This window comes from Paenibacillus sp. NPDC056579, assembly GCF_042793215.1.
Classification (GTDB): domain Bacteria; phylum Bacillota; class Bacilli; order Paenibacillales; family NBRC-103111; genus Paenibacillus_S.
In genome coordinates this window covers 601,348-627,861 of record NZ_JBHTVD010000003.1, presented here as the reverse complement: position 1 = coordinate 627,861, position 26,514 = coordinate 601,348, and the positions used below count along the sequence as shown (strand labels likewise).

General features: G+C 52.3%; 19 protein-coding genes. 12 read left to right on the top strand and 7 right to left on the bottom strand.

The window, feature by feature from the left end; translation table 11 throughout:
• Positions 1 to 230: 230 nt before the first annotated feature.
• The gene (locus ACFQ88_RS15450; protein WP_379454687.1) at positions 231 to 1,862 is read right to left on the bottom strand and encodes an LTA synthase family protein; all 1,632 of its coding nucleotides are present in this window, start codon (positions 1,860 to 1,862) and stop codon (positions 231 to 233) included.
• Between the two features lie 253 nt (positions 1,863 to 2,115).
• On the opposite strand from ACFQ88_RS15450, the gene ACFQ88_RS15445 reads away from it, so the two are divergent.
• The 3 genes from ACFQ88_RS15445 to ACFQ88_RS15435 all read left to right on the top strand — a co-directional run bounded on the left by ACFQ88_RS15445 (position 2,116) and on the right by ACFQ88_RS15435 (position 7,080).
• A complete protein-coding gene (locus ACFQ88_RS15445) occupies positions 2,116 to 3,867 on the top strand; it encodes an ABC transporter ATP-binding protein (RefSeq protein WP_379454686.1) in 1,752 nt (583 codons plus the stop codon).
• Positions 3,864 to 5,648 (top strand): ABC transporter ATP-binding protein, encoded by a 1,785-nt coding sequence (locus ACFQ88_RS15440; protein ID WP_379454685.1) that lies wholly within the window; start codon positions 3,864 to 3,866, stop codon positions 5,646 to 5,648. The genes ACFQ88_RS15445 and ACFQ88_RS15440 overlap by 4 nt, the downstream gene beginning before the upstream one ends.
• 379 nt (positions 5,649 to 6,027) lie before the next feature.
• On the top strand, positions 6,028 to 7,080 hold the full coding sequence (locus ACFQ88_RS15435) for a Gfo/Idh/MocA family protein (RefSeq protein ID WP_379454684.1): 1,053 nt from the start codon (positions 6,028 to 6,030) through the stop codon (positions 7,078 to 7,080).
• Between the two features lie 6 nt (positions 7,081 to 7,086).
• Here the strand turns inward: ACFQ88_RS15435 and ACFQ88_RS15430 are convergent, their stop codons facing one another.
• Positions 7,087 to 7,704 carry an MmyB family transcriptional regulator gene (locus ACFQ88_RS15430; protein ID WP_379454683.1) on the bottom strand — a complete coding sequence of 206 codons (618 nt, stop codon included), beginning with the start codon at positions 7,702 to 7,704 and terminating at the stop codon, positions 7,087 to 7,089.
• Positions 7,705 to 7,957: 253 nt separating this feature from the next.
• On the opposite strand from ACFQ88_RS15430, the gene ACFQ88_RS15425 reads away from it, so the two are divergent.
• Both ACFQ88_RS15425 and ACFQ88_RS15420 read left to right on the top strand, forming a co-directional pair.
• A complete protein-coding gene (locus tag ACFQ88_RS15425) occupies positions 7,958 to 9,982 on the top strand; it encodes a heparinase II/III domain-containing protein (RefSeq protein WP_379454682.1) in 2,025 nt (674 codons plus the stop codon).
• 255 nt (positions 9,983 to 10,237) lie between these two features.
• Entirely contained in the window at positions 10,238 to 11,389 is a 1,152-nt protein-coding gene (locus tag ACFQ88_RS15420) for a DUF2087 domain-containing protein (RefSeq protein ID WP_379454681.1), read from the top strand.
• A gap of 76 nt (positions 11,390 to 11,465) precedes the next feature.
• Here the strand turns inward: ACFQ88_RS15420 and ACFQ88_RS15415 are convergent, their stop codons facing one another.
• The 4 genes from ACFQ88_RS15415 to ACFQ88_RS15400 form a co-directional block, all read right to left on the bottom strand.
• Positions 11,466 to 13,802 carry a helix-turn-helix domain-containing protein gene (locus ACFQ88_RS15415; RefSeq protein WP_379454680.1) on the bottom strand — a complete coding sequence of 779 codons (2,337 nt, stop codon included), beginning with the start codon at positions 13,800 to 13,802 and terminating at the stop codon, positions 11,466 to 11,468.
• A gap of 178 nt (positions 13,803 to 13,980) precedes the next feature.
• A complete protein-coding gene (locus ACFQ88_RS15410; protein WP_239627447.1) occupies positions 13,981 to 15,501 on the bottom strand; it encodes an extracellular solute-binding protein in 1,521 nt (506 codons plus the stop codon).
• Positions 15,502 to 15,612: 111 nt separating this feature from the next.
• Positions 15,613 to 16,485: a carbohydrate ABC transporter permease gene (locus tag ACFQ88_RS15405; protein WP_239627445.1), complete on the bottom strand. Its 873-nt coding sequence runs from the start codon at positions 16,483 to 16,485 to the stop codon at positions 15,613 to 15,615.
• Positions 16,486 to 16,515: 30 nt separating this feature from the next.
• Entirely contained in the window at positions 16,516 to 17,475 is a 960-nt protein-coding gene (locus tag ACFQ88_RS15400) for an ABC transporter permease (protein ID WP_379454679.1), read from the bottom strand.
• A 321-nt stretch (positions 17,476 to 17,796) separates the two neighbouring features.
• On the opposite strand from ACFQ88_RS15400, the gene ACFQ88_RS15395 reads away from it, so the two are divergent.
• Both ACFQ88_RS15395 and ACFQ88_RS15390 read left to right on the top strand, forming a co-directional pair.
• Positions 17,797 to 19,683 carry a heparinase II/III domain-containing protein gene (locus tag ACFQ88_RS15395; protein WP_379454678.1) on the top strand — a complete coding sequence of 629 codons (1,887 nt, stop codon included), beginning with the start codon at positions 17,797 to 17,799 and terminating at the stop codon, positions 19,681 to 19,683.
• A 205-nt stretch (positions 19,684 to 19,888) separates the two neighbouring features.
• Positions 19,889 to 20,812 carry a pectinesterase family protein gene (locus ACFQ88_RS15390; protein ID WP_379454677.1) on the top strand — a complete coding sequence of 308 codons (924 nt, stop codon included), beginning with the start codon at positions 19,889 to 19,891 and terminating at the stop codon, positions 20,810 to 20,812.
• A gap of 99 nt (positions 20,813 to 20,911) precedes the next feature.
• Here the strand turns inward: ACFQ88_RS15390 and ACFQ88_RS15385 are convergent, their stop codons facing one another.
• On the bottom strand, positions 20,912 to 21,799 hold the full coding sequence (locus tag ACFQ88_RS15385; protein ID WP_379454676.1) for a sugar phosphate isomerase/epimerase family protein: 888 nt from the start codon (positions 21,797 to 21,799) through the stop codon (positions 20,912 to 20,914).
• A gap of 328 nt (positions 21,800 to 22,127) precedes the next feature.
• On the opposite strand from ACFQ88_RS15385, the gene ACFQ88_RS15380 reads away from it, so the two are divergent.
• From ACFQ88_RS15380 to ACFQ88_RS15360, 5 genes are all read left to right on the top strand, one after another.
• Entirely contained in the window at positions 22,128 to 22,898 is a 771-nt protein-coding gene (locus ACFQ88_RS15380) for a DeoR/GlpR family DNA-binding transcription regulator (protein WP_379454675.1), read from the top strand.
• 256 nt (positions 22,899 to 23,154) lie between these two features.
• Positions 23,155 to 24,015: a GNAT family N-acetyltransferase gene (locus tag ACFQ88_RS15375; protein ID WP_379454674.1), complete on the top strand. Its 861-nt coding sequence runs from the start codon at positions 23,155 to 23,157 to the stop codon at positions 24,013 to 24,015.
• A gap of 358 nt (positions 24,016 to 24,373) precedes the next feature.
• Positions 24,374 to 24,943 (top strand): histidine phosphatase family protein, encoded by a 570-nt coding sequence (locus ACFQ88_RS15370; RefSeq protein WP_379454673.1) that lies wholly within the window; start codon positions 24,374 to 24,376, stop codon positions 24,941 to 24,943.
• A 203-nt stretch (positions 24,944 to 25,146) separates the two neighbouring features.
• Positions 25,147 to 25,524 carry a VOC family protein gene (locus ACFQ88_RS15365; protein ID WP_239627425.1) on the top strand — a complete coding sequence of 126 codons (378 nt, stop codon included), beginning with the start codon at positions 25,147 to 25,149 and terminating at the stop codon, positions 25,522 to 25,524.
• A 101-nt stretch (positions 25,525 to 25,625) separates the two neighbouring features.
• Entirely contained in the window at positions 25,626 to 26,378 is a 753-nt protein-coding gene (locus ACFQ88_RS15360) for a CAP domain-containing protein (protein WP_379454672.1), read from the top strand.
• The last annotated feature ends 136 nt before the right edge of the window (positions 26,379 to 26,514 follow it).

Here is a 26,514-nt window from a genome sequence, read left to right as displayed (position 1 = left end):
TCGGGTTTCGTCGATGGATGTTTTTCTCTCCACAATGGAATGGATAAGCTATCCGAGATCATCGGATGCAGAATTCTATTTGGCGATAAAAACTTCCATTGAATGCGGCCGCTCATCTTCGGGTTTCGTCGATGGATGTTTTTCTCTCCACAATGGAATGGATAAGCTATCCGAGATCATCGGATGCAAAATTCCATTTGGCGATAAAAACTTCGATTGAACGCGGTCGCTCATCTTCGGGTTCCATCGATAGACGTTTTTCTCACCAACACCGGCAGAAAATACGGCTTCGATTGCGCCAGAATGTTCTCCTTCTCGTCGACAACCTTGACCTGAAGCTCCAGATTGCCAGGTTTCGCCAATAAAGATTTGGGCAGGTCGGCCGTAAGCTCCTGTTCGCTTTCCCATTTTGTTTGCATCGGCTTGCCGTTCACGTAGACGACGCTCCCAATACCGTAGCGGCCGCCGGTCAGAGTGATCTGTATCATCTTTTTCGTATCGGTGAGCGAGGCGCCGTCACCCGTACTGAGCGAATCTGGAGTAACGGATGTAATAACAGGATCTCCGTATCCCATTATCAATGTAGGTTGGATTGGCGGGTCATCCATACTCTCCGGGGTATTCCTGTCGCCGCCGAACATCATAACCTGCTGGCGTGACTGGTATTCAGTCAAATCCGCCTCGTTAATGTTCATGGCTTCATAGTACGATTTAGGCGGTATGATCGGGATTTTCTTGGACAGCTGCGACAGGAAATCGGTGTAATCGCTTCCTTTTATCTTGGCCAAATTAAGAACGTAAGGTCCGAGAAAGGAAGGATTGAAGTATAAGTCTTCCCTGCCTTCCTGAAGGTAGTTGTTCCATATAAGCAGAGGAACCTTGTGAGTCTTCTGCAGAAAATCGGGATCCTCCTCGCCCTGTAAATAATGGCCTTCGCGGTACACGTAATAATCTTCCTCAAAGAAAGGGAGATGGTCGCCGAAAAACACAACGATCGTCGGCTCCTTCACTTTGCTGTAATGCTCTACGAGCTCCTGCAGCATGGCGTCCGCTCCATTCGCTCCTTGTGCATACGTTTCCAAAATATCGATTGCTGCGCCTGCCATCGTATCTTTCTTATCTTTGATTCGAATGGTGTTCCGTTCGAATTTATTGGCATAATAATGGTAATGATTTTCCATCGTGTTAGCGAAAATAAAATCGGCGCCTTCGGTGCGAGCGCTTTCTTCAATAATCCGTTTGGCTACGGCATGATCGCCGATATAAGGCCCGACGAATTCATCCGGATTAAAAAACTCGTAGCTGATATAGCGGGAAAAGCCAAAATGACGATACACGTTCCGGCTGTCGAAATACCAGTCGTAGAACGGGGTAATCGCGGTAGGAGTGTAGTTTCGGGACGACAAAATCGACGCCAGCGACTCGATATCGCGCTTGACGAATTCCTCGTACGCTATCGTATTTTCGGGTAGAAACCGCATGGAATTGCCCGTAAGCACCTCCAGCTCCACATTGGCCGTACCGCCGCCGAACTGGGGTGACAGCATCCAGCCGCTCGTATATTTCTTGCTCAGCTCGTGAAAGGTGGGTATCGGGTCTCTGCTGAACGTCAGATCTTTCATAAGAGTAGGGTCCCAGAACGATTCGCTGAGAACGATAATAATATTGGGATTGCGTTTCAGCTCCTCGCTTGTCCAATCGGTTAAGGAGGTGTCCAGCTGCAGCGGCTTGCGCGGATTGACAGCATTCTCGACGGGAGGAGATGTCCGCATCATGGATATAACGCCTATGACGACAAGTAGGGCGAGCATGCGAGCCCATACCGGGTAGCTGCGAAACGGTTTACGGAATTTTGATAGCATGGACATGTCTCCTAAATTAACAATAATTTCAATTATAGCATGGATAGGAAAGGAAACGCATCCATTTTGTAAGCGATCCCAATTTGCCGATTTCATCAGCAGCTTAGAGCCTGTTTGAGTCCTGAGCTTGCATATGGGGAAAGTTAATTTCATCCAAAAAATACGTTGACGCCGCCATTGGTATCCACTAAAGTAACAAACGTACGTACGCTTTTTGGAAGAGCGGTATTCACCTTAAGGAGGGCAGTCCATCATGAAACAGAAAATACCGGTGAAGGAATACGCCGGATTGCTGCAAAGCTACTTAAGGCCGCAGCGCAAAGCGATTGTATGGCTGTCGCTGCTGTTGTGCGCCGGCATCGTCATGCAGCTCATCAATCCGCAAATTATCCGTTATTTCATCGATACGGCCAAGTCGGAAGACAGCTCGGCACCGCTCATCTACGCGGCAGCTTTGTTCATCGGAGTATCCTTGCTGCAGCAGGTCATTACTATTATCGCGACCTATATCGGGGAAAATGTGGGCTGGATCGCCACGAATAAGCTGCGCGGGGACGTTGCGGAGCATTGCATGAAGCTGGATATGTCGTTCCATAAGTCTCACACATCGGGTGCCATAATCGAGCGCGTCGACGGCGACATCAACAACCTGGCGAATTTCTTCTCCAACTTCGTCGTGACGCTGCTCAGCAATCTGGTTCTGGTTGCCGGCATGCTCGTTCTGCTGTATCGGGAAGGGTGGGTTATCGGGCTCGGCATGACCTTGTTCGTCGTGGCTGCTATATACGCCATCCAGTATATTAGAAAATTCGCCGTCCCTCACTGGGGGAATTTGCGGCAGATGAGTGCGCGCTTTTACGGCTTTCTAGGCGAGCATCTGGAAGGGACGGAGGATACGCGCGCAAACGGTGCGACTGATTATGTCATGTTCCGCTTCTTCACCTTGATCCGGGAATGGCTGCCGCTGCGTATGAAAGCCTTTATGGGCTGGGCCAGCATGTGGATTACGACGCTGGTCGTATTTGCCATCGGCAATGCGGTAGCTTTCGGCCTCAGCGCTTATTACTGGAAGCAGGGGGCGATTACGCTCGGTACCGTCTATATGATCTTCTATTACACGGAACTGATGGCCAAACCTATCGAGAAAATCCGCACGCAAATGGAAGATTTGCAAAAAGCGGACGCGAGCATTATTCGAATCCGCGAGCTGCTCGCTACAGAGCCCAAAATTCGTGACGGTAAAGGAGTGCCGCTGCCGGAAGGGCCGTTGTCCGTTACGTTTAACCATGTCATGTTTGGATACGAGGATGATACGTTAACCTTGAACGACATCGATTTCCGGCTGGAAAAGGGCAAGGTGCTCGGGGTACTGGGCCGGACGGGAAGCGGCAAAACGACGATGGCGCGTCTGCTGCTGCGGTTTTACGATGTGAGTGCCGGAGGAATTTTGCTGGAGCAGGTCGATCTGCGCGACGCCAAGCTAAGCGTTCTGCGCGGCAAAGTCGGGATGGTGACGCAAAATATCGAAATATTCCAAGGGACGGTGCGCGATAATCTGACGTTCTTCCGCGACGATATCCCCGATAGCAAAATCATCGAGGTGCTGGAGGAGCTCGGCTTGAAGGAGTGGTTCCGTTCAATGCCTGCGGGACTCGACAGCCAGCTGGAGTCCGGGGGCGGCGGCCTCTCGGCCGGGGAAGCGCAGCTCATTTCGTTCGCCCGCGTATTCTTGTCGGATCCGGGGCTCATCATTCTGGATGAAGCGTCGTCGCGTCTGGATCCTGCCACCGAGCAGAAGATCGAACAGGCGATCAACCGGCTTCTGGTGAACCGGACCTGCATTATCATCGCCCACCGGCTGGCGACGATTCAGCGTGCGGATCAAATTCTAATCCTGGAGCAGGGAGAAATGATCGAATTCGGTGACCGTACGGTGCTCGCCGCCGATCACCGGTCCCGTTACAGCCGGATGCTTCAAGTCGGAATGGAGGAGATGCTGGCGTGAGCACCTTTACGTTTTTGTGGCGGATTACGAAGTACCGGCCGCTCTTATATATCCTTAATGCAATAGCCTGGTCGCTTATTTATTTGGCCCCTATCATACCGGGCTGGATTACGAAGGAATTTTTCGATACGCTGTCGGGCGGCGCCGTGTACGGGTTCAGCATTTGGACGCTGATCGTCCTGCTGATTGCGGCTGCACTCGGCAAATCGGTTCTCATTGTTCTGGGCTTTATTACGGACATCAGCTTCCGTTTTCGAATCGGCGCTTTGCTGCGCAGAAATATGCTGAAGCACGTGTTGAAGGAGCCGGGAGCGAAGGCGATTCCATGCTCTCCGGGGGAGGCGATCAGCAGCTTCCGCGATGATGTCGATCAGCTCGAGGAGACGATCAGCTGGTCGGTGGACGCCTTCGGGATGACCTGCTTTGCTGTAGTATCCTTCTACATCTTGTACGGCATCGATCCGAGGATGACGCTATGGGTATTTCTGCCGCTGGTCGTCGTAGTGACCATAGCCCAGCTGTCTACGACGCTGCTGCAAAAATACAGGGCGGCAAGCCGGGAGGCGACAAGCCAGGTTACCGGCGCCATCAGCGAAATGTTCAGCACAGTGCAATCCATTCAGGTGGCAGGCGCTGAGGAGCGGGTTATCAGCCGGTTCCGCCAGCTGAACGACAACCGCAGGCAGGCGATGCTGAAGGATAAGCTGCTGAACCAGATGCTAGACTCCGTGTTCTCCAATACGGTCAACCTGGGAACCGGCTTTATTCTGCTGCTGGGAGCACAGTCGATGCGAAACGGCAGCTTTACCGTCGGCGACTTCGCTTTGTTCGTTTATTACTTGACGTTCGTCACGCAGTTCATTCAAAACTTCGGCAAGTTTTTGACCTATTTCAAGCAAAGCACCGTAGCCAAGGACCGGCTGGAGCATCTGCTTCAAGGAGCCGACCTCGCTGTGGCGACCGAGCATCATCCGCTGTATTTGCGCTCGAACCCGATCGATCCGGGAAGCTTAGATGCTGCGATTAAGGAACAAGATCGGCTGCAGTCGATGGATGTGCGCGGGCTGACCTACCGCTATCCCGAAACCGGTAGAGGAATCGAGGATGTTACGTTCCGCATCCCGCGCGGATCGTTCACCGTCATCACGGGGCGCATCGGCTCCGGCAAGACGACGCTGGTGCGGACGCTGCTCGGGCTGCTTCCGATGGATAGCGGAGATATCCTCTGGAACGGGCAGCGGGTCGACCATCCCGGGGACTTCTTCGTTCCGCCCCACAGCGCCTATACGCCGCAGGTTCCGCGGCTGTACAGCGACACGCTTCGCAACAATATCCTGCTCGGGATGAAAAGCGAAGGCGGGGAGCTGCAAAAAGCCGTTCACTCCGCCGTGCTGGAGCCCGATATAAGCCATTTGCAGCATGGAATGGATACGGTGATCGGCCCGCGCGGAGTGAAGCTGTCCGGCGGCCAGGCGCAGCGTACGGCGGCCGCCCGCATGTTCGTCCGCGATGCGGAGCTGCTCGTCTTCGACGACCTGTCGAGCGCCCTCGACGTCGAAACCGAGCGCAAGCTGTGGGAGCGTATCTATGAGCAGCGGCAGGGGGAGGCTACCTGCCTCGTCATTTCGCACCGCAAGACGGCGTTGGCCCATGCGGATCATATCATCGTACTGAAGGACGGCCGGATTGAAGCCGAAGGAACGCTGGAGGAGCTGCTGGAGACGAGTGAGGAGCTCCGCCATCTGTGGCTTCGGGAGGACAGCAGCGAGAACGCGGGCTAGAGTCCTGAGAGTCCCCATGCTTTTCACGATGTGAATACGCGAGCACATGGCTATAAAACCAACTGGCGCCCGCTGTCTCAGCGCGAGTCAAGTCATCATACAACCGTTCCCGCCGGCCTGCTATCAGGCTGCCGGGAGCGTTTTTTTTCGTATATAGAATTTATTATCATGGCTCTCCGCAAAGTATCTGATTGGCCTCGATGCCCAATCTCCACTTTGTGGGGTTATGTTACGAGAAGACATCATGCCATACAATAGCAACCTGAATACATAGGAATCGGCATCCCGGTTGCTATAATGAAACTGTGCTTAGAAGGAACCGGGTTCCTTGGGGGCGGGATGGCGAATAGAGATTAGAAATCAGAAGAGGGATGATGAGATGACTTTGAAAGCTATTATCGTAGGAACGGGCGGTTGGGGCAAAACGTGGGTTACGCAGACGCTTCCCAAAGCCGTTCAGGAAGGGCAGCTGGAAGTGGTGGCAGCCGTTGATGTGAATCCGGACAGTCTGAAGCTTGCGGAGCAATATTTGGGGTTGAGCTCTGACCGGTGCTTTACAGAATTGGAGCAGGCCTTTGCAGCGACTGCCCCGCAAGTGTGCATTATAGCATCTCCGCCTCATACCCGAGAGCATATCGCAGTTTTTGCAATGGAGAACGGCTGTGACGTGTTGTGCGAGAAGCCGCTTGCCGATACGCTGGAGGCCAGCTGCAAGATCGTACAAAAAGCGCGCGAGCTCGGGAAGAAGGTTGGCGTTACGATGACGCACCGGTTCAGACAGCCGATCTGGACGTTTCGCGAGCTGGTTCGATCCGGTAATTACGGTGCGCTGGACTACCTCGTTTTCAATTTTAACTGGAACCGCAGAGACGGCCTAAAGGACAGACAGGCTAAAATGGACAATACAATGCTAATCGAAGGCGCTATCCATCAGCTGGACTTGCTGGAGCACTTGGCGGGTGCACGCTGTGAAACCGTGTATATGGATTCGTGGACTCCGAAGTGGGGCAACTTCACGGGCAGTGCACAGGCAATGCTTGCTTTGAAGTTCGAGAACGCGGTCCGCGCCTCTTACGAAACCGCCTGGTGCAATGCATCGGCCCAAAACAGCTGGGAGCAGGAATATATCCGCGCGGAATTCGAGCATGCTACGGTCGTTTTGAATCGGGGAGCCGTTGAAGTGTTTGCCGAGGAGGACAACATAAAGAGCGGTCCGACAGGTATGCCGGTCCCGCTCAAAGAAAATGCCAAATGGGGCAATGATTACTTACTGGAATCGTTCCTTCAATGGGTCCATGGCGGACCGGCAATGGAAACGAATGCGGAAGCGAATTTGAACTCCATGACGCTACTGTTTGCGGCTATCGAAAGCAGCAAGCTGGGAATGCCTGTCCGGGTCCGGCAGTTTGCCGCCGATAACGGACTCTTATAGAAAGCTTCAGGACATGGATCCAAGCAGCTGCCGCATCTTCAATTCCGTTTCGGAATCCGGCAGCGGGGTATAGACGCAGCAGCGAAGATCGGCGTTGGCATATACTTGAAACGAGGTAATCTCGAATCTCATGTTGCCGGCGAGAGGGTGGTTCAACTCCCTTACGGTTTTAGGCTCCGTTCTGTGATCGCCCTGCTGCCACAGCTGTGTAAACTGCGGATTGATTTTGGCGCAATGGTCGGTGAATTCGTCGTACCAAGGGTCGCCTGCGTATTGGCCGTAATAGTTGCGGAATATAGTAAGAAAATCGTGTGCGAAATCTTCCCAGTTCACCACCAGGTCGCGCATCTCCTGCTTCATAAAAGAAAGCCAGACGATATTGCGTTCCTCTTCGCGGATAGGTCCGATGCTGCCCATAATGGCGCTGGCTGCCTTATTCCATCCGACAATGTTGCATCTGCGGTCGGCAATAAAGGCAGGGCAAGGACAGAGATAGTCCAAAATGCGCTGCAGCGTAGGATTGATAACGTCGGATTCCGGGGCGAAGGCTAGCGATAATGGCGAAAAGGCGGGCATAGTATGTAAACTTTCGTCTTCGATACGACAGGCGTCTATTACAGTCACTTTGGTCACTCCAATATTAAATCGTACATGTGATTATAAAATATACGTGAGCAAAACACAATATTTTGTCGAGCACCAATTTAAAATCTTGTACGTCTTGTGACGGAAGCGTAAAGTAACGACATTTTTTCGAAATGTACCGTAACTTTCCCAGCTCGGATTCTGGTAGGATGAACAGAGAATTGAAAGCTTTGTCGAACTTCGCTCGACGTTGTTCCATTTTGACGAACAAATACTGGAAGGGGTAATGGACATGTGGACCCAATCATGGTTAGAAGCAATAAGCGATAAATGTAAGCGTTATCCGCAGGCGCGCGCAGCATACGACCGTTTTCGCAGCGATCAGGAGAGACTGGTGTCTCAGAGAGTGGCCATTCCGCTCTTGGAGGGCGGATGGAGTCACGATTACAACTGTCCCAACGACGGTGACCGTCTTATTCTAATCGACCGGCATCATCACCGCTGTCCGACCTGTAACGAGGTTTGGAGCGGCAAGCCATGGGATGATGTAGCCGTAGCCAACGAGCATTGGAACTATGCAAGAACGTGCCGCAACGCAAGCGTCGTTTCCGCTATCGAGGGCAACGGGCAATGGGCCGAATGGTCGAAGCAGGTGCTGATGTCCTACGCGGATCATTATGAAGGATTCGAGCTGCACGACCGGTATGGCGGCGCCAGTAAAACATCGGGCAAAGTGATGTGCCAGACGCTGTCGGAGGCGAGCTGGCTATGCTTGCTTGCGCAGGCCTACCATATTTTGAAGGAGCAAGGAGTATTGTCGCCCGAAGAATGCCGGCATATAGCGGACAAGCTTCTATATCCGGCGATTGAGGTTATCAATAACAACCCGGCAGGCATTTCGAACTGGCAAACGTATCATAATGCAGCCAAAGCTTTAACAGCCGCCGCTGTGGGCGACAGAGATCTGATGGATCAGGCGCTTCATGATCCGGAGAACGGTTTTTACTTCCAAATGGAAAATAGTCTTGGCGAGGACGGGTTCTGGTACGAGGGAGCGTGGGGCTACCATTTCTACACATTGGAGGCGCAAACCTTAATCGTGCTGGCAGCGCAAAGCTTTAACCTTCGCCTGTACGAGGAACCGCGGTTTCAATCGATGTACCGTGCGCCGCTGGAGTGCATGCAGCCGGACGGAACACTGTCCGCGATTCACGATTCCGGCGTGGTGCCGATCCAAAAGTACTTCCATCTGTACGAATTTGCCGCCAAATACATCGGGATCGGCAGCGAGGTGCTGGAAGGCGCTGCAAGAGATTCATTGTACAGCTTTCTGTTCGGCTTTGAAGAAGAGCAAGAGGGGAGCGCGGATCTGCAGCCATTGGCAATGGACGAACCGGATAGCCGGTTTGTCCATTTGAAAAAGGCGGGCATGCTGTTTCTGAAGCGGGACGCCGGGGCGCCTGATCAAGGCCAGGTTGCTATGGTCGATTACGGGGAGCACGGCGGATGGCATGGGCATCAGGATAAGCTCAACCTGCTGTTCTTCGCCGGAGGACATCCGTGGCTCGAGGATGCAGGGATGCTTCCTTACGGAAACCCGATACATTTCGAATACTTCAAACAAACGGTCGCGCACAATACGGTAGCTGTCGGAGGCAGGTCGCAGGCTGAAGCCGAAGGCTCGATCGTGCTCATGCAAAGGCGGCCGGACGGAACGCTGGTAGCCGTCATGGATGCAGGAGAGGCATACCCTGGAGCAAGGCTGCGGCGGAAAATCGTCCTGACCGGCGATGTGCTGCTCGATGCTTTTCAAATTCGCTGCGACGAAGAGCAGACGGTGGATTGGGTCATTCATACCCAAGGGAAACCATTCCTTCCGGATGGCAGCGATGCGGATGAGGCGGCGCGGCTCTCTTGGAGGGAAGCTGCGGAAGGAAGCCTTGGGAGCGAAGACGGGTACTCTTACTTACAGAAGCTGCAGACGGCTTCTCCCGAAGGGGGGCAGTGGCGTGCTGATTGGCAATGGAATAAGCAGGATGCGGCCGGAGACCGGCTGCAGTTGATAGCGCTCGATGTGCAAGAGGGAGAACAGGTATTCATGGCGGAAACCATGGCGATGCCGTCCGTCGGCAAGCGAAGCACATTGATCCGAAGAAGAACCGGAGTTAAGGAAACCGTCTTTGTCTCTTTGTTCCGTGCGACCAAAGGCGATGAATCGGCGATCCCGGTGAAGGCGGAATACGACGCCCAAACCGGACAAGTCGTTCTCCATATTGGCGGCAAGGAGCCGGTAGTGCTATCGGCATGCTTCGAATAAGCGAGTCTCATTATGCAGCCAGCCTTTTTTATGAAAAGGCTGGTTTTCTCACCACAATAGAATTTATAAGATTCCGAGGTCATCGGATATAAAAATTCTATTTGGCGATAAAACAACCTCTTAACGCGGCCGCTCCTCTGTGAAAGGACGTCGATAGACGTTTTTCTCATGAAAGCCTTCGGAGTGTTGACATGAACCAAACGGAACCATAAAATATCTATATATTTATAAATGGATCGGGCAGGTGTTTGGTTGATGGATCATACCGAATTATTTTGGAAGGTACCGCTCAAGGATTTGAAGCAAGGCTATTATTATCAGGAGCCTACTGGGGAATACATCTGCCTTGTATGCGGCCAAACCTTCGAGAAAGGGATCATTTATTCCGATGAAGTCACGTTTTATGAGGCGGGGAAGTTTGCGGAGCGGCATGTTGCCCGTGAGCACGGCTCCATGTTCGACTTTTTTCTAGGCTTGAACAAAAAGCTGACAGGGTTGTCCGATCTGCAAAAAAGCTTGCTCCGACTGTTCTACGACGGCTACAGCGATAACGAAATTGTAAAGAAGCTCGATGGAGGAAGCGCTTCGACCATTCGCAATCACCGCTTCGCCCTGCGCGAGAAGGAAAAGCAGGCAAGACTGTTCCTGGCCATTATGGAGCTTTTGGAGCAAAAAAACTACGAAGCGAAAGGGCAGGACAAGCCAACGTCCAGAAAGACATCGGCACCGGTTCAAAAGACGGCGGCAGCAGGCAGCAAAAGCTACGATACGACGGAGGAAGAGTACCAGAACCTGGTGCTGACGTACTTTAAGGAGGGGCTTGACGGGCCGCTAAGCACGTTCCCGACCAAAGCAAAGCGCAAGCTGGCCGTACTGCGCCATTTGATCGGGCGTTTCGAGCCGGGGGTCCGATATACCGAGAAGGAGGTCAATGCGATTCTCCGGGAGGCTTATCACGATTATGTAACCCTGCGCCGGTATATGATCGAGTTCGGACTGCTGGACCGTGAGGATGACGGCAGCGCCTACTGGGTTCAAGAGGGAGCACCGGCGATGACTGAAGAACGGCGCAAGGAGCTTGTGCGCGCCTACAACGAAATAAAGCGGCCCATGGGCGTGTACCGGATTCGCAACAAGCTCAACGGCAAAAGCTGGATCGGCAGCAGCGCCAACATGGAAGCGATGTGGAATCGGACCCGGTTCGAGCTGAGCATGAAAAATGGCCGAAGCAAGCCGCTGCAAAACGATTGGGACGAATATGGCAGCGAAGCCTTTGAATTTGAAGTGCTCGAGGAGCTGAAGGAACCGAAAGGCAGCCGCAAGGATACGGCGGATGAGCTGAAGGCGATGGAAGCCAAATGGATCGGGAAGCTGCAGCCCTTCGGGGATAAGGGATACCACGAATGAGAAAACGGCAAGGAAGCCCGCACGGTGTCAGACCGGAGGCTCTTTGCCGTTTTTTTGCCGATAAAAGTGGTGGCAATTATTCCGCGATGCTCTGATGCTTCAGCATGTGCTTCGTTCTGTATTCGCCGGGAGTCATGCCGCACAGCCGCTTGAAGGAGCGGATGAAGTTTTGCGGATTGTTGTAGCTGAGCCGCTCCGCGATATCGGAGACTTTCCACTCCGTTTCGCGAAGCCATTCTTTAGCCTTTTCCATCCGGTAGGCAATGATATAATCCGTGAGCGTCATACCGGTTTCCACCTTGAACAAATGGCTGAATTGCGAGGTCGGCATCGATACCAGGTCAGCCAAAGCCGGCTGGGACAAATCCTGGTCGTAATGCTCATGGATGTAGTCGAGAACCTTCTCCATCGTATTTCTTTGGCGAAGGCTTCGCCGTTCGGTAATGTGCTGCAGCAGCGTCGGATACAGCTCCTCTTTTAACCATTTGACAATGGCTCCGCTCGTTTTCATGCGTCCGATCCGATGGTATACGTGATAGCGGAACAGCTTGGGGCCCTCTTCGGGATCCAGCTCGAACAGCGTTTTCAACGAGGCGGCTACCAGCTGGACGAACGCCTGCTGCACATGGTCGTAGTTGCCGTTGCCGTTGGAATCGGTCAACCGGTTAGCGAACTCATCCACCTGGTAGCACACTTGCTCCAGCTGCCCCAGCTTGATGCCGGTCAATATATGCTGCTCCTGCTCGATCGGATATTCGTACGAGCTGGTTTGCGGCTGCACCGCACCGATGTAGAACACGTTCCCGCTGCCGTGGATCATTTGATGCTGCAGCGCCTCCATCGCTTCTTTGCCGGATTGCTTGATATGCCCCGTACCGGGGTAACAATGGCCGATCCCGACCGTGACTGTAATGTTCAGGAAGCGGTGAGTGACACTGCGCAGCTCCTCGGCCAGACTGAACGCCGCTGCTTGCAAATCATGCTGGGACACTTCGTCCGTGCCATGATTCAGCACGATGGCGATGTGGTCCGTCGGCGTTTGGAACACGACGCCATGGGCGCACCGGTTAAGCAGCTCGCGGGCTATATTCATAGCGGCATAAGTGAATAAATGAGCATCCTGTTCCGTTTGGCCGCGGATCTGGTCGAGCTCCATGCACAATACGGTGCAGTAGGGAGCAGGCATCTCAATTTCGTAGTAGTGCAGCTTCTCTTCGATTTCATCCGGACTCATCGTCTCCGTGATAAGGCGCTGCAGGAAGCTCGCGCGCAGCATAGGCAGCGACTCCATAACCTGCTGCTCCAAATGGCGATTGGCCGAGTGGAGGGAATCCATGTAGTGATGGAGCAGGCCGAACTCATTCATATTCGTCTGGGACGGCAATGACGTCGGCAGCCGTTTGCGAACGACGTCGATAATCGCTTGGAGCCTGCGGATGAACGAGCCGGACAAAATAATCGCAGCTATTAGGCTGACGAGAACCAGCAGCAGACTGACCGCCAGCGTTGCGCCTTTGATCCATTGAATGCTGGAAGCAAGCTCCTTCAAAGGGACGGCGGAGATGTATCTCCACCCGTTATAGTCGGATTTTACATAATTGAACAGGATGTCCTGATGGTCGATAGGCTGGGTGAACATTTCCTCCGGGCTGTCCGACGATACCATCCGATGGATGACGGGATCGTTGAAGTCCGGCTTCAGCAGCTGCTTATTCCAGTCGGATAAAATATTTCCTGACGGGGTAGCGATTAGCATTTCGCCGCTTTGCCCGAATTCCATATGGGAAAATACATCGAAAAACGCCCGATCGTTCAGCTCAATGATCAGATAGCCGAGGGGCTTATCTACGGACACAGGGAGCTTGCGCACCAAGGTCACGACATGGGTGCCGCCCCGGGGAACGCTCGGCTGGGACCTCTTGCGGTCAAACCAGAAGAAAGCTTCGTCATGATTCTTTATCGCTTCGAGGACGCTGGGATGGAGCAGGCTTGATTCCGCCATGCCCTGGCTCGGATTGACGATCAGATTTTGCTGCGTCATATACAGGTAAACGCCGTCCGAATCGTTAATCAAGCCCTCCATCGAAGTCAATATCGCCATTACGGAGCGGAACCGCTGCGGGTCTTCATACGGGTTCGGAAGCGACAGGAACTCTTTGAAAACCGGATTGAACGCATGCTGCAGCACAACCTTATCCAAATTAATAAGCTTCTCGTCGATTCGCTCCTGCACCTGCTTGATCGTTTCCCGGTTTGCCTTGCCGATTTCCTTATATAAGCTGTGGCTGGCCAGCAAATAAGTGACCGTGCCCAGGATGGCTATAGGAACAACGGCCAGGAGACAGGCGGCTATAATAACTTTCAGCTTCACGGGACCGAAGGTGCGTATTCGCTGGACCCAGAGGGTGAGCACAATTGCCACCACCTTTTTGAAAGCGTTTTATCCTCGATATTATATATGTTCGTGTCAACATCGAATTTCCCTTCCGTCGGAGGCAAATTCCTTCGTGACTGATTTCACGGCGGAAGAGTCAAGGCTATAGAAAAAGGCCCCTCGCGGGAAACATTTCTCAGGAGGGGCGTTCATGACGTTATTTTTTTTGCGATTTGTACCAGTCGTTGGTTTCCTTCGTAATTTGGCTGCCGCCTTTATCCAGCCATTCCTTCGCGAAACGGTCAAAATCGTCCATCGGCGCTTTACCCATTACGAGCTTCACGTATTCCTCGTCTCGCAGCTTGTTCAGATCGCTCTGTTTATCCGGAGCGGACGGCGCTACGAAGGCGAGTGCAGGGTTTTTGATCCCCATATCCTTAACGAGGTCGAGATTTTCCTTCTGGGCTTTCTGTACGGCCGCCGGGGCGGAGGAGACAACGTAGCTGTAAGGATCGAACGGATTATGGGCAATTACGGCGTCTACACCATCGGCTTTATATTTCTCGACGTTAATTTTGTACGTTCCATCGGCGTTCTTGGTAGAGTGAATGCCTTCCACTCCGTATCGTTTCAGGTTATACGCTTCGTCGCCGGCCTGCCAATCCAGCAGCTCCATGATGCGCTTAAGCTTCTCCTTGTCCGTCTTGGCAGGAACGACCCATTGGCCGAAGAAGCCGGAGGTTTCACTGTACCCGGACTTGCCGGAAGGGCCGGCAGGCGGTGCGATCATGATGAGGTTGGCCTTTGGATCCACCTTGGACAGGTTCTCGACATAGCGCGCATAGTCGCTCGTTTGTCCGCCCAGCAGAATGCCGGCTTTGCCGCCTTCGAGCTTTTCCCAAACCTGCGTGTTCTTGAGCACCGCGAAATCTTTATCCAGGCCGCCGTCCGCGTACAGCTTGCGCAGCCATTCGAGCGCCTGCTTTTTACCCGGAGTAATGGCGTCATTCATCAGTGTCCCGTCTTCCATCACGCGCCAGCCAGCGCCGGAGTCGAAGGCCATATAAAGCGGGTCCATATGGGATACGTTCTCGCCGAACGCGATGCCGAAGGTGTCGGCCTTGCCGTTCTTATCCGGGTCGTCGTTCGTAAACTTGACCGCGGTTTTGTAGACATCGTCCATCGTTTTCGGAACGGGCAGTCCCAAATTATCGAGCCAGTCCTTGCGGATCATGACGGCGGAACGGTTCAGAGCCCGGGTCCGGGGTACACCGTACAGCTTGCTGTTGATTTTGACGTTATCGAACACGGCTTGCGGGGTTTTCATGATGTTGGGCGATGCTTTAATAAGGTCGTCCAGCTGCGCGAAGGCGCCTTGCTCAACGTATTTGTTAAGCTCGGGGTCCGGATATTTGGTCCACAGGATGATATCGGGCATGTCGCCTGAAGCGAGCGTCACCTTGAGCTTGTCCTCATAGCTGTTGTTTGGTACAGCCATCGGCTCGAATTCGATGTTGAATTTGTCCTCGATAAGCTTCCATACTTCATTCTTCTGAGGCGGCTCGTTATACAGCGGGAACATCATGCTGATCTTCATTCGTTTGGAGCTGTTGCCGCTACCGCTGTCTGAGGACGGCTTATCCTCCGCACCAGGGACCATGGAACAACCAAGCAATGACGTTGCGGTAAGGGCGGTTACGGCAGATACGGAAATCCATTTGGACCATCGTTTAGTCATCGATAAAGACCTCCTTATTTCTTGTGCATATGGATAGGGCGGGTTGGCCGCCCGGCATGCCTCGATATGGCAACAATTCATGAAATGCAAGGCGGTCAGACGGACCGGCGGTTAGCCTTTTACGGATCCGAGCAGTACCCCTTTGGCGAAATGCTTTTGCAGGAACGGATATACGAACAAAATAGGAACCGTGGCAACTATGATGGCGGCCATTTTGATCGTGGTCGGAACGATCTTCAATTCACCCATGGCCACTTCGAAATCCTGTGTCGAGCCCTCGATTATCATTTGCCGCAGGACGACCTGGATCGGCCATAAATTCGGCTTGGTCACGTACATGACGGCCGCAAAAAACTGGTTCCAGTGCCCGACAGCGTAAAACAGCGTGAAGGTCGCGAGAGCCGGCATCGATAGAGGAAGCACGATACGGAACAGCACGCCCAAATTTTTGCAGCCGTCGATCCGCGCCGCCTCCTCGAGCTCTTCGGGAATCGCCTGAAAAAAGTTTTTCATGATGATCAGGTTGAAGGCGCTGATAGCGCCGGGAATAATGAGCGACCAGACGGTGTTAATGAGGCCGAGCGATTTGACGATCATGTAGGAGGGGATGAGACCCCCGTTGAAAAGAATCGAGAAGACGACGAGAAACATAATGATCCGGCGGCCCTTGAGCCTTTTTTTGGCCAGCGGGTACGCCATGAAGGTCGTCAGCACCAGATTGGTGACCGTGCCGACTACCGTAATGAAAAAGGTCGTGTACAGCGAACGGACGAAATGCGTGTTGCTAAAAATCGTCTGGTACGCATCCCATGTAAATTTCTCCGGCCAAAGAATGACCCCGCCCCGGAGCACCTGCTGCAGAGGAGCAAGCGATGTAGCCAATATATAGAGAAAAGGAAACAGCGTCAGAAGTGCGCATAACGTTAGAATGACCACATTGGCGACATCGAACAGACGGCTGCCGAAGGTTGGTTTGATGTGCATAGTTCTGCTCCTTTCATTTCGGCTGTTTTCTTAAAAAACGCCTTCCTCGCCGAATTTTTTGGTCAGCCAATTGGCTCCGACGACAAGAATCAGTCCGATCAGCGACTTGAACAGACCGACAGCCGTAGTATAGCTGAATTTGCCTCCGATTAAGCCTTCCCGGTAAACATACGTTTCGAATACATCCCCTACGCTATTGACCGTCGAATTCAACATAAGGAAAATGTGCTCGAACCCGACATCGAGAATGTTGCCGAGACGCAGGATCAACAGGATGAAGATCGTGCTGCGAATCGCCGGAAGCGTAATGTGCCACAGCTGGCGCCAGCGGCCTGCACCGTCGACAATGGAAGCCTCGTACAGCTGCGTGTCCACTCCCGATAGAGCGGCGAGGAATATAATCGTTCCCCAGCCTGCTTCCTTCCAGATGCTTTGCGATACGAGCAGCGTACGGAACCAATCCGGCGTAGTAAGAAAGGGAAGAGGTTGGCCTCCCGACGCGACTATCAGCTCGTTAACCATCCCTCCCTGAGTGCCCAACAGCAAGTAAGTTATGCCTGCAACGACAACCCAGGAAATGAAATGCGGCAAATAAATGACGGTTTGAACGGAACGCTTGAACCAGGAAATTCTGATTTCATTAAGGAGCAGGGCGATAACGATCGGTGCCGGGAAAAAGAAAACAAGATTGTACAAGCTGATTAAGATGGTATTGCGAAAGATTTGCCAAAACTTGTCGTACTGGAACAATCGGATAAAGTGATCGAAGCCGACCCAGTTACTATGAAGGATGCCTTTGAAAGGACTGTAATCCTGAAAGGCGATAACGACTCCCCACATGGGCAAGTATTTAAAAATAAGAAAATAGAGCACGCCCGGAGCCAGGAGCAAATACAAGTCCCAGTCCATCAAATTGCGCTTGAAGCCACGATTCAGCTTTCCAGCGGTTTCGGGAACCGATGCGCTTGCCTTAACGGTATCCGCTTTCATAACCCATCACACTCCTTGTTCATTCGATGCTCTAATGGATAAGGCAGCGGCGCTTTGGAAGATCCGCCTCTTTGCGATCATTGTAGGGGACGGTGCACGAAAAAGAAACAATCATTTCATCTGACACCCGGAAAGCCGTCGGAGCCGCATAAACAGCGCTTTTTTGCGCCGATAATCATTTCTTCTGATTATGAAAAAAAGGGTTGAACAGGCAGTGATTACGATGATCTTTTCATTTGATCGTAGGAATTGCCATTGGCTGGTTATACAATGAACTTAGCTGTCCGCTACCTACTCTAACCTTGAGAGGATGATGTAACTATGTTTGGTCAAGCTATTTCGCAGGAGGCTGCAGCAGAACGTATTGTTCCTGTCCATGCATTTCGACCTTATCCCGATGCGGAAAACAGGTCGATGTGGGAGTCGCTTCAGGAGGATGTCCGTACGATATGGATCGGATGGGCGGAGGAACGGCTTGAGTTTACTTGGCCGGCACTCCCGGCTTCCCGCTATATGGATTTCGTGCGCAACGGGAACCGAACGCGGTATGAGACGGTATATTTCGAGCGCCGAAGAGCGTTGACCGATCTGGTCATCGGCGAATGCATCGAAGGGAAAGGCCGGTTCATGGAGCAAATCGCCAACGGTATTTGGTGCCTGTGCGAGGAATCGTTCTGGGTAGTCCCGGCCCATATGTCGTTATCCCCGCAAAGTAAAGGCTATGCGCTGCCGGATGTGACCGAGCAGGTTATCGATTTGTTCGCTGCAGAGACCGGAGCGCTGCTGGCATGGACGTCATACTTGCTTCAGAATCGATTGGATGCGGAATGTCCGATGATAGGGAAACGAATCCGCCATGAATTGCGGAGACGCATTATGGAGCCTTATCTAGACCGGGAGGATTTCTGGTGGATGGGCTTCGCAGGCCGCAAAGTCAACAACTGGAATCCGTGGATTCATTCCAATTGTTTGACTGTGTTTCTTCTGACTGAGGACGACTCGTTCATCCGAAGCCGGGCGGTTGCCAAAGCGGCGTTAAGTCTTGATTATTTTCTGGAGGTATATCACCCGGATGGAGGCTGCGATGAAGGCCCCAGCTATTGGGGACGTGCCGGCGCTTCCTTGTTTGATTGCCTGGAGCTGCTGTATTTGGCTTCGAACGGGAAGATCGATTTTTATGGAGAACCGCTCGTTCAGGAGATCGGCAAATACATATATCGGGCGCATATCGACGGCAATGACTTCGTCAACTTTGCCGATGGGGACGCGAAGCTCTCTATATCCGGAGATCTTGTCTATCGATACGGGGAGCGGATCGGCGATGCCAAGATGAGCCGGCTTGGGGCGTATGCATTCCGGAGCAACGGCTTTAAGCGAGACCGGATCGCTTCTCTGATGCGTATATTGGGTGAGCTGAATCATGCGGCGCTGCTGACGGGCGAGCCGGTCTCACCTCCTTACGAGCGTGACGTATGGCTGAAGGATACGCATATTTTTGCCGCAAGGGAGCATGAGGGAAGCGCAGCAGGGCTGTACTTGGCCGCCAAAGGCGGGCATAACAACGAAAGCCACAACCATAACGATGTCGGTCATTTTATCGTTTATTATAATGGAAGGCCGTTCCTCATCGACGCAGGTGTCGAGAGCTACACCGCCAAAACGTTCAGTCCCCAGCGTTATGAAATATGGACGATGCAGTCCGCTTTCCATAGTCTGCCTACCGTAAACGGGATGCAGCAGGAAGCGGGGGAAGACTACCGGGCGACAAACGTCACGTATGCGGCTAACGAGGAGCGGGCGCAGGTGGAAATGGAGCTTTCCAAGGCGTATCCGGAGGAAGCCGGTATTGTCAGCTGGAAGCGGACCTGCGCGCTGCTGCGCGGAAGAGGAACGGAAGCTGCGGTGGAGATAACGGATAGGTACCGGCTTCGCGAAGCATCCGCGGATATCGTGCAAAACTATTTGTGCCTGCAATCGCCCGTACTGCTTGACGACGGCACGATTGAACTCGTCAACGAGCAGGGGGAGCGGCTCCGGCTGCGTTATGACGCTTCGCGGTGGAAAGCGTCCGCAGAGGCTGTTCCCGTCAACGATGCACGGATGAAGCCGGTATGGGGCGATACGCTGCATCGAATCCGTTTGCAGGCGGTTGAGCTGGTAGCGGAGGAGAGGGTTGTTGTGACCGTCACGGCTTCTAAGCAGCTGTAAAAAGCAATGATAAAAAGCATTCGATTCGTGGAGACGCGGACGAATGCTTTCTTTTTGCTGCTCTTATTTCCATGCCGACAAATATAATGAATTATTGATCCATTTCAGCATGAAAGAATAAAGATTATTCCATTTTTTTGTAGTATCTTGAAGGCACGAGAAGTCAGATAGGCTAGAGGATTAAGAAGGAGAGAAGGGGAAGAGGATGCTTAAATGTATTGTTGATGCTGCAGGAAGCGGGGATTTCAGTACGGTACAGGAGGCGGTTGATGCCGCGCCGGATGGAAGCAGAGAGAAAGTGACGATATTCATCAAGAACGGCACTTACGAAGAAAAACTGCTCGTTCCGAAGGAAAAACGGAACTTGCATTTCCTGGGGGAAAGCCGGGACGGGGTCGTGCTGACGTATTCAGACAATGCCAAGACGCTTGGTCCCGACGGTGAGCCGCTGGGAACGTTTCGCAGTGCCAGCGCTTTTTTTCATGGAGACGACTTCACAGCTGAGCAGTTGACCATACGCAATTCATCCGGTCAGGGCACCGGGCAAGCGGTAGCCGCATTCGTAACCGGCGATCGGGCCGTATTCCGCAGCGTCACGTTCCTTGGATTTCAGGACACGCTGTATACGGGAGAAAGCCGGCAGTATTATGAAGACTGCCGTATTGAAGGCGATGTCGATTATATATTCGGGCCGGCGACAGCCGTATTTAACCGGTGCCGTATTCACAGCAAGCGAAAGGGCGGATATGTGACCGCCGCATCGACGCCTGAGGATAAGCCTTTCGGATACGTATTCCTCGATTGTACGCTGACGGCGGATCCCGGTATGACCGATGTGTATCTCGGCAGGCCATGGCGTCCTTTTGCCCATGTCGTATGGATCCGTACCGATATGGACGCATCCGTCAAGCCGGAAGGCTGGCATAACTGGAGCGACCCTGCCCGGGAAGCGACATCCCGTTATGGTGAATTCGACAGCCGGGGACCCGGGGCGAACCCGGAAGCGAGAGTATCTTGGTCTTGCCAGCTAGCTCCGGATGAGGCGGCAGCTTACACCGTTGCTAATGTGTTGGCAGGGGAGGATGGCTGGGACCCGTCCGCCGTACAGTTCGAAGAACGGTTACGGTGAGCGATCCAGAGTTCCCTTCCTTTGCATGCTGTTACGCTACCTAAAGAAAATCCACGCCCGGTCCGCTGCTTCACGGTCCTGGCGTGGATTTATTATTAATTAACGAACAGCGCCCCGCCAAGCTTCCTCGGCCAGCCGCTTGAATACTATAGCCTGCTGCCAGCGGTCCGAAATCTCGGCTTTGCCGCCTCGGTAGCTCTCCAAGGTAATCGCATAGCCTGGAGGGCCGAGCTCGCTCACGAACGGCAGCACGTCACCGGGCTGAGCGTCTTGAAGCCAGTAAGCCATTCCTTTCGTCCACCAGCGCAAATAATGCTCCACCATGCCATGCTGGCCATCCGGCCCTATGTCCACCTGCACCTGCTCCCCGTTGGATACACGTCCGTGGAGCCCAGAGGTCCGGCGCAAAAGCTCGTCGAAGAAAGGCTCGGCCTTTTCGATCAGGCTGCTATGGCCCATTTCGCCCGCAACGACATAATGGGAGAAGTCGATAGTCAAGCGCAGCTTGGGCAGCGCTTTCACATAATCGACGGTGCGGTGCAAATCCTGTGTCACCCGGGCACGATGGGTTTCGACCATGAACGGCATGCCCGCCGCTTCCGCTTCCTCTACTAAGCCGTGGAGCAGCGTGACCGCCTCGTCGCCGATAACGAATGAATCCATGACCTGCGAATTGACATACTGCGCTCCGAATTGCTTGGCCGCCTGAAGCACAGGCTTGATATCTTCCCTTTTATATGGAAACGAATGCGTTCCGAAGCTGAATTTGTATTGCTCCAGGAGCCGGTGCCATCTTTCCTGATCTTCCGGTGCGGGGATCGCTCCGAATATGCCGGTGAAGCCGGCTTCGGCAATCTTTTCAAATTTCTCCTCGACGGTCCATTCCCGTTCTCCATTGCCGAGTCCTACCATGCCCCACCAGGCTTGTTGAATATCCAGCCGGGGCTTGCCGCCGGAGCCGTCATTAATCTTATGTATCGCCGCCATGTTGTTCGATATCCCTCCTTATTGTGGTGAAATGTGATGAATAGCATAAAGAGCGTGTAACAGAATCGAATGTGAGTTGTCCCCAGGTGCCCCTCCATTATATAAAAGAAATCTGCCGTGTGAAATGCCTCTGAAGACGGATTTGAATGTTTTTGAATGAAAAAAGTGTTGCATTGAAAACAAGCCTATTCAGAAACAAAACAACATTCCTGTAAAGCCTGCGGAGCTAGTGCTATCGGCCAACTTGTTGTACAATATAGGGCACTGGGACATTTTGCAAACAAATGCAGGAAGCAAATCAATAACTAGAATCGAATGAGGGATCAGGATGTTGGTAGCCCAAAGATGGCAAAAAATCGTACAGCTCGTCAACGAGCGGGGCAGTATCCGGGTGACGGAATTAAGCGCAATATGTGAAGTGACGGAAGAAACGATCCGCCGCGATTTGGATAAGCTGGAGAGTGAAGGCAAGCTGCTGCGCAGCCATGGCGGAGCAATCAGCATCCCTGCCTCACAGGCGGAAACGCCATATATGGAACGCGAAACGACGAACGCCGACGAGAAGCGCCGTATTGCGCAAGAAGCCGTTCGTCATGTGAACGAGCATGACCGAATTATTTTGGATGCGAGCTCTACGGCTTGGAACATGGCCCAGCTGCTGCCGGACATAGCGCTGACGGTGCTGACCAATTCAATCAAAGTCGCGATGGAGCTGAGCACGAAGGAGAAGATCAAGGTGATCTCCACGGGAGGACTGCTCTCCTCTCGTTCACTCTCTTACGTAGGACCTTTGGCCGAGCGCTCCTTAAGCACCTACCATGTGGATAAAGCGTTCATATCATGCAAAGGGCTGCATCTGCAAAGGGGCTTGAGCGAGTCGAACGAGCTGCAGGCGCTGATCAAGCAAAAGATGATCGGCATTGCCGATACCGCCTACGTACTGGCCGACTTCAGCAAGTTCGGCCAGCAATCGCTAGCCCACGTCGCATCGTGGGAACAAATCCATCATGTCATCACCGACGAGAAAACGGATGCCGGGGTCATCGAGCAGCTCTCCGAGCTCTCGGTGAACGTCATTCAAATTCCAAGCGTTTCCTGAGCGAAATCGTTATAATGTGCTCCTCCTCATGAAGATAATCTGAGGAGGAGTATTTTTTTTGACACCATGCTGCTAGATAAACTTTTTATCCTAGTCATTTATTATCGAGAAGCGGACCAAGCGCTGTGGTACACTGGCAAAAAAGAAGGTGGTTTTCGTAAAACAATAATCAGCTCCTTAATATAACACCGGAGGAATTGAGTAAATTTAGCAAAAGAGCGGAAAGGTTGTGACGTGTCTGGTACAGGACATCGTTTTGAAACAAACATTAGACGAACAAGAGCTGGCTGACATTCGACGATTGGCCGAGGCTTGCGAGGAGCATGAGGGCATCCGATTAAAATTGAATTGGGAGATGCTGCAGGATCGGCAGGAGGGAAGAACGAACGATCTTTTATACTATAAGGACGGCAAGCTGGCAGGATTCCTTGGTATTTATATCATCATCCCGTCGGCGGCGGAGCTAAGCGGGATGATTCACCCTGATTTCCGCAGACAGGGGATCTTCACCGAGATGATGGAGGCTGCAATTCGGCTGCTCGCCGTCAGCGGTCCCCATGAGCTCATTTATATTTGCCCGCGAAATTCGATCTCGGGGACAGCCTTTATGAAGCAGCGTGGGCTGCCCTATGCTTTTTCCGAATATGGCATGGAGCGCGCTGCGCGTGCGGAGGTCTTGCCGCCGAGTCAAGGGAGATATCCCGAGTTCACCCTGCGCATGGCGGAGGAGCGGGATGCGAAGACGATCGCGGAGCTTAACCAGGCAGGCTTTAATATGCCGGCAGCGGATGCAGATTCCTTGGCTAGCTCCCGCTTATTGCCGCAGGAGCTCATCTACCTTATTGAAGTGGACGGCCGTGCCGTTGGCAAGCTGGGGGTGCTCACGGAGGGATCGACGGCGTTCATCTTCGGATTTTGCATGAGGCCGGAGGAACGGGGGCGCGGCATCGGGAGAGCGGCACTGGCTGCGGTGATGGAGCGGCTGCGGCGTGAACGGAACATGGATACGTTTGAATTGGAGGTTGCCGCAAGCAATGAACGGGCACTTGGATTGTATGAGTCTTGCGGCTTTCGCCGGACGAATGTGATCGATTACTATAAACAGTCTTTGCTTTGATGTACAACAATATTTTGGATAATCTCCGGGCAGTCTGCTGGTTAGCGGGCTGCTTTTTTGTCCTCTCTAACGATTTATGAGCCCTGTCCTTTTGAAAATAATAGCTACTAAAGCATATAATATGGTAGAATGTGGGAAATGGGCAAGTCTGGAATACATTCTCGGGATCCGATGGAAACTTTGACGGTCTTCGCTGCCGGACAGGCTTCCCAGGCAAGAAAGCAAGCAGGATACCAACGAGCAATGGGCTGAACGTATCCATCAGAGGACCGGACTGAGCCGTGATACAGCCCTCCAGGCGCTTCATGTGTATTCGAACCGGAACAACTAATTCCCTCATGAAGGCAGGAGCTGCTATATGACAACGTTTCTTTATATGATCCGGCATGCGGAATCTCCATATGTTGCAGGAAATGAGAGATTACGAGGGTTATCCGTTAAAGGAAAGCAGGATGCCCGCCAAATAGACCAAATACTTCGTCACGAAGCCATCGATGTCTTCGTATCCAGCCCGTATACCCGCGCTATAGATACGATTCTTCTGCTGGCAGAAGCTTGCGGCCAAACGATACTTGAGTACGAGGAGCTGCGTGAGCGCCCAATTGCAAGCTTGGATGTGAGTATCACCGAGCTGGAGCTGCTGGATGCTGTGGAGCAGTCATTCACGGATCTCGATTTCAAGCTGGAAGGCGGAGAGAGTACACGGGAGGCTCAGGAACGGGCTGTTCCGGTCATCAAGCAGCTCCTTAAGAAACATGCGGGCAGCAAAATAGCTGTCGGTACGCACGGCAATATTATGACCATCATAATGAACTACTTTGACAGCGATTATGGCTTTGCTTTTTGGAAAAGCACGTCCAAGCCGGATATTTACAAGCTGGAATTTGAAGAGGAACAGCTTAAGAGCGTGAAGAAACTTTGGGAGTAAGTTATTCTGTTTGAGTTGTTTCCAGACAGACTCATTAGTAATAAACTTAAATAATATGTTTTTCTTTAAAATGTAAAAAAATGAGAGCCTATTGCCGAAAAGGAAGATATCGGGTTTGCCGATCAAGAATAGGATCGAAAGTGCGCACAGAGAAGCGCTGTCATGGTTCTGATCCATATCATAACTCGAAGGGGCAATCAATAATGAGCGAAAGCAAAGTAAGCGCGATTCCGTTTACTCAAGATATTGGCAATTGTTATATCCACGTGTATAACTTCGGGAAAGCATACGATTTCTATACGAAGACGCTGGGCCTGGTCCCTGCGTGGACGAATGACGATCCCAAAAAGCCTTTGGCCGGGTTCAATATGGAAAATCGTGTCGGATTCATTCTGGTAGGAATGCCGGAGCCGGTAGCACCGCTGCCTTATGCAGCATTTCATTTCCGATGCACCGATGCGGCTGCCGCCCGAGATTATTTGATCGAACGCGGTGTCCAAGTCGGAGAGCTTGCCCATGACAAGCATGCCTTCGAATTTTGGGATCCGGAAGGCAATAAGCTGTTTACTATGGATATTTGATGTGATTTAGCATCACACAGAACAATGCGAATAATTCAAGCTGTCTCCGGAAAAGTTAATGGCGTACCTTCATAACTTTATCGAACGGAGGAGACAGTGTCATGGTTAAATATATTGTTTTGGCAGTAATATTACTTGTATCAGGCTGTACAGCCAGCAACAACAATGCGGCGCAAAAGACTCCTTCCATGAAGTCTCAATCAGCTGCACCGACTCCTGGCACCCCACAGGCGTCATCAACGTCAACATCGACTCCGTATCAAGGATCAGTCACCATGAAAGGAGCTCCTAATGGAATTCCTTCTAATATATGGGACTTGATACAACCACCGGCGGGAAATCCGATAACACAGGTACCTTCGAATCCGTCTTATCAAGTTCCTCCAAATTATCAGGCACCTACCAATCCAACCTACCAGGCTCCATCCAATCCAGCGTATCCGACACCGGCCACACCTTCGCCGACTGGGCAAGCTCCACAAGGCAGCTCGGAATATGCTCAGCAGGTACTGGATTTGGTTAATCAAGAAAGAAGCAAAGCGGGTTTAGGGGCACTTACAATGAGTCCTGAGTTAGCCAATATGGCTTTGGTCAAGGCGCAGGATATGATAAACAATAACTACTTTGATCACAATTCTCCAACACACGGCTCTCCGTTCGATATGATGAATGAATTTGGCATTACCTACAATTCAGCCGGTGAAAATATTGCCAAGGGGCAAACCAGCCCTTCACAGGTTATGAACGATTGGATGAACAGTCCGGGGCATAGAGCCAACATTCTTAACGGATCCTTTACCAAAATCGGCGTTGGTTTCTATAACAATGCTTGGGTGCAAGAATTCACAGGGTAATACCGTTCCGTCCTCAGGAAAAGAAGCCGCAATTAAAGGGCTTCTTTTTTTCATTTTATGAATGGCTTCCTTGAGAAGGGACATACTAAATTCGTGAGGTTAGCTGACATGCTTTATTATTTGCTTAAATAAAATA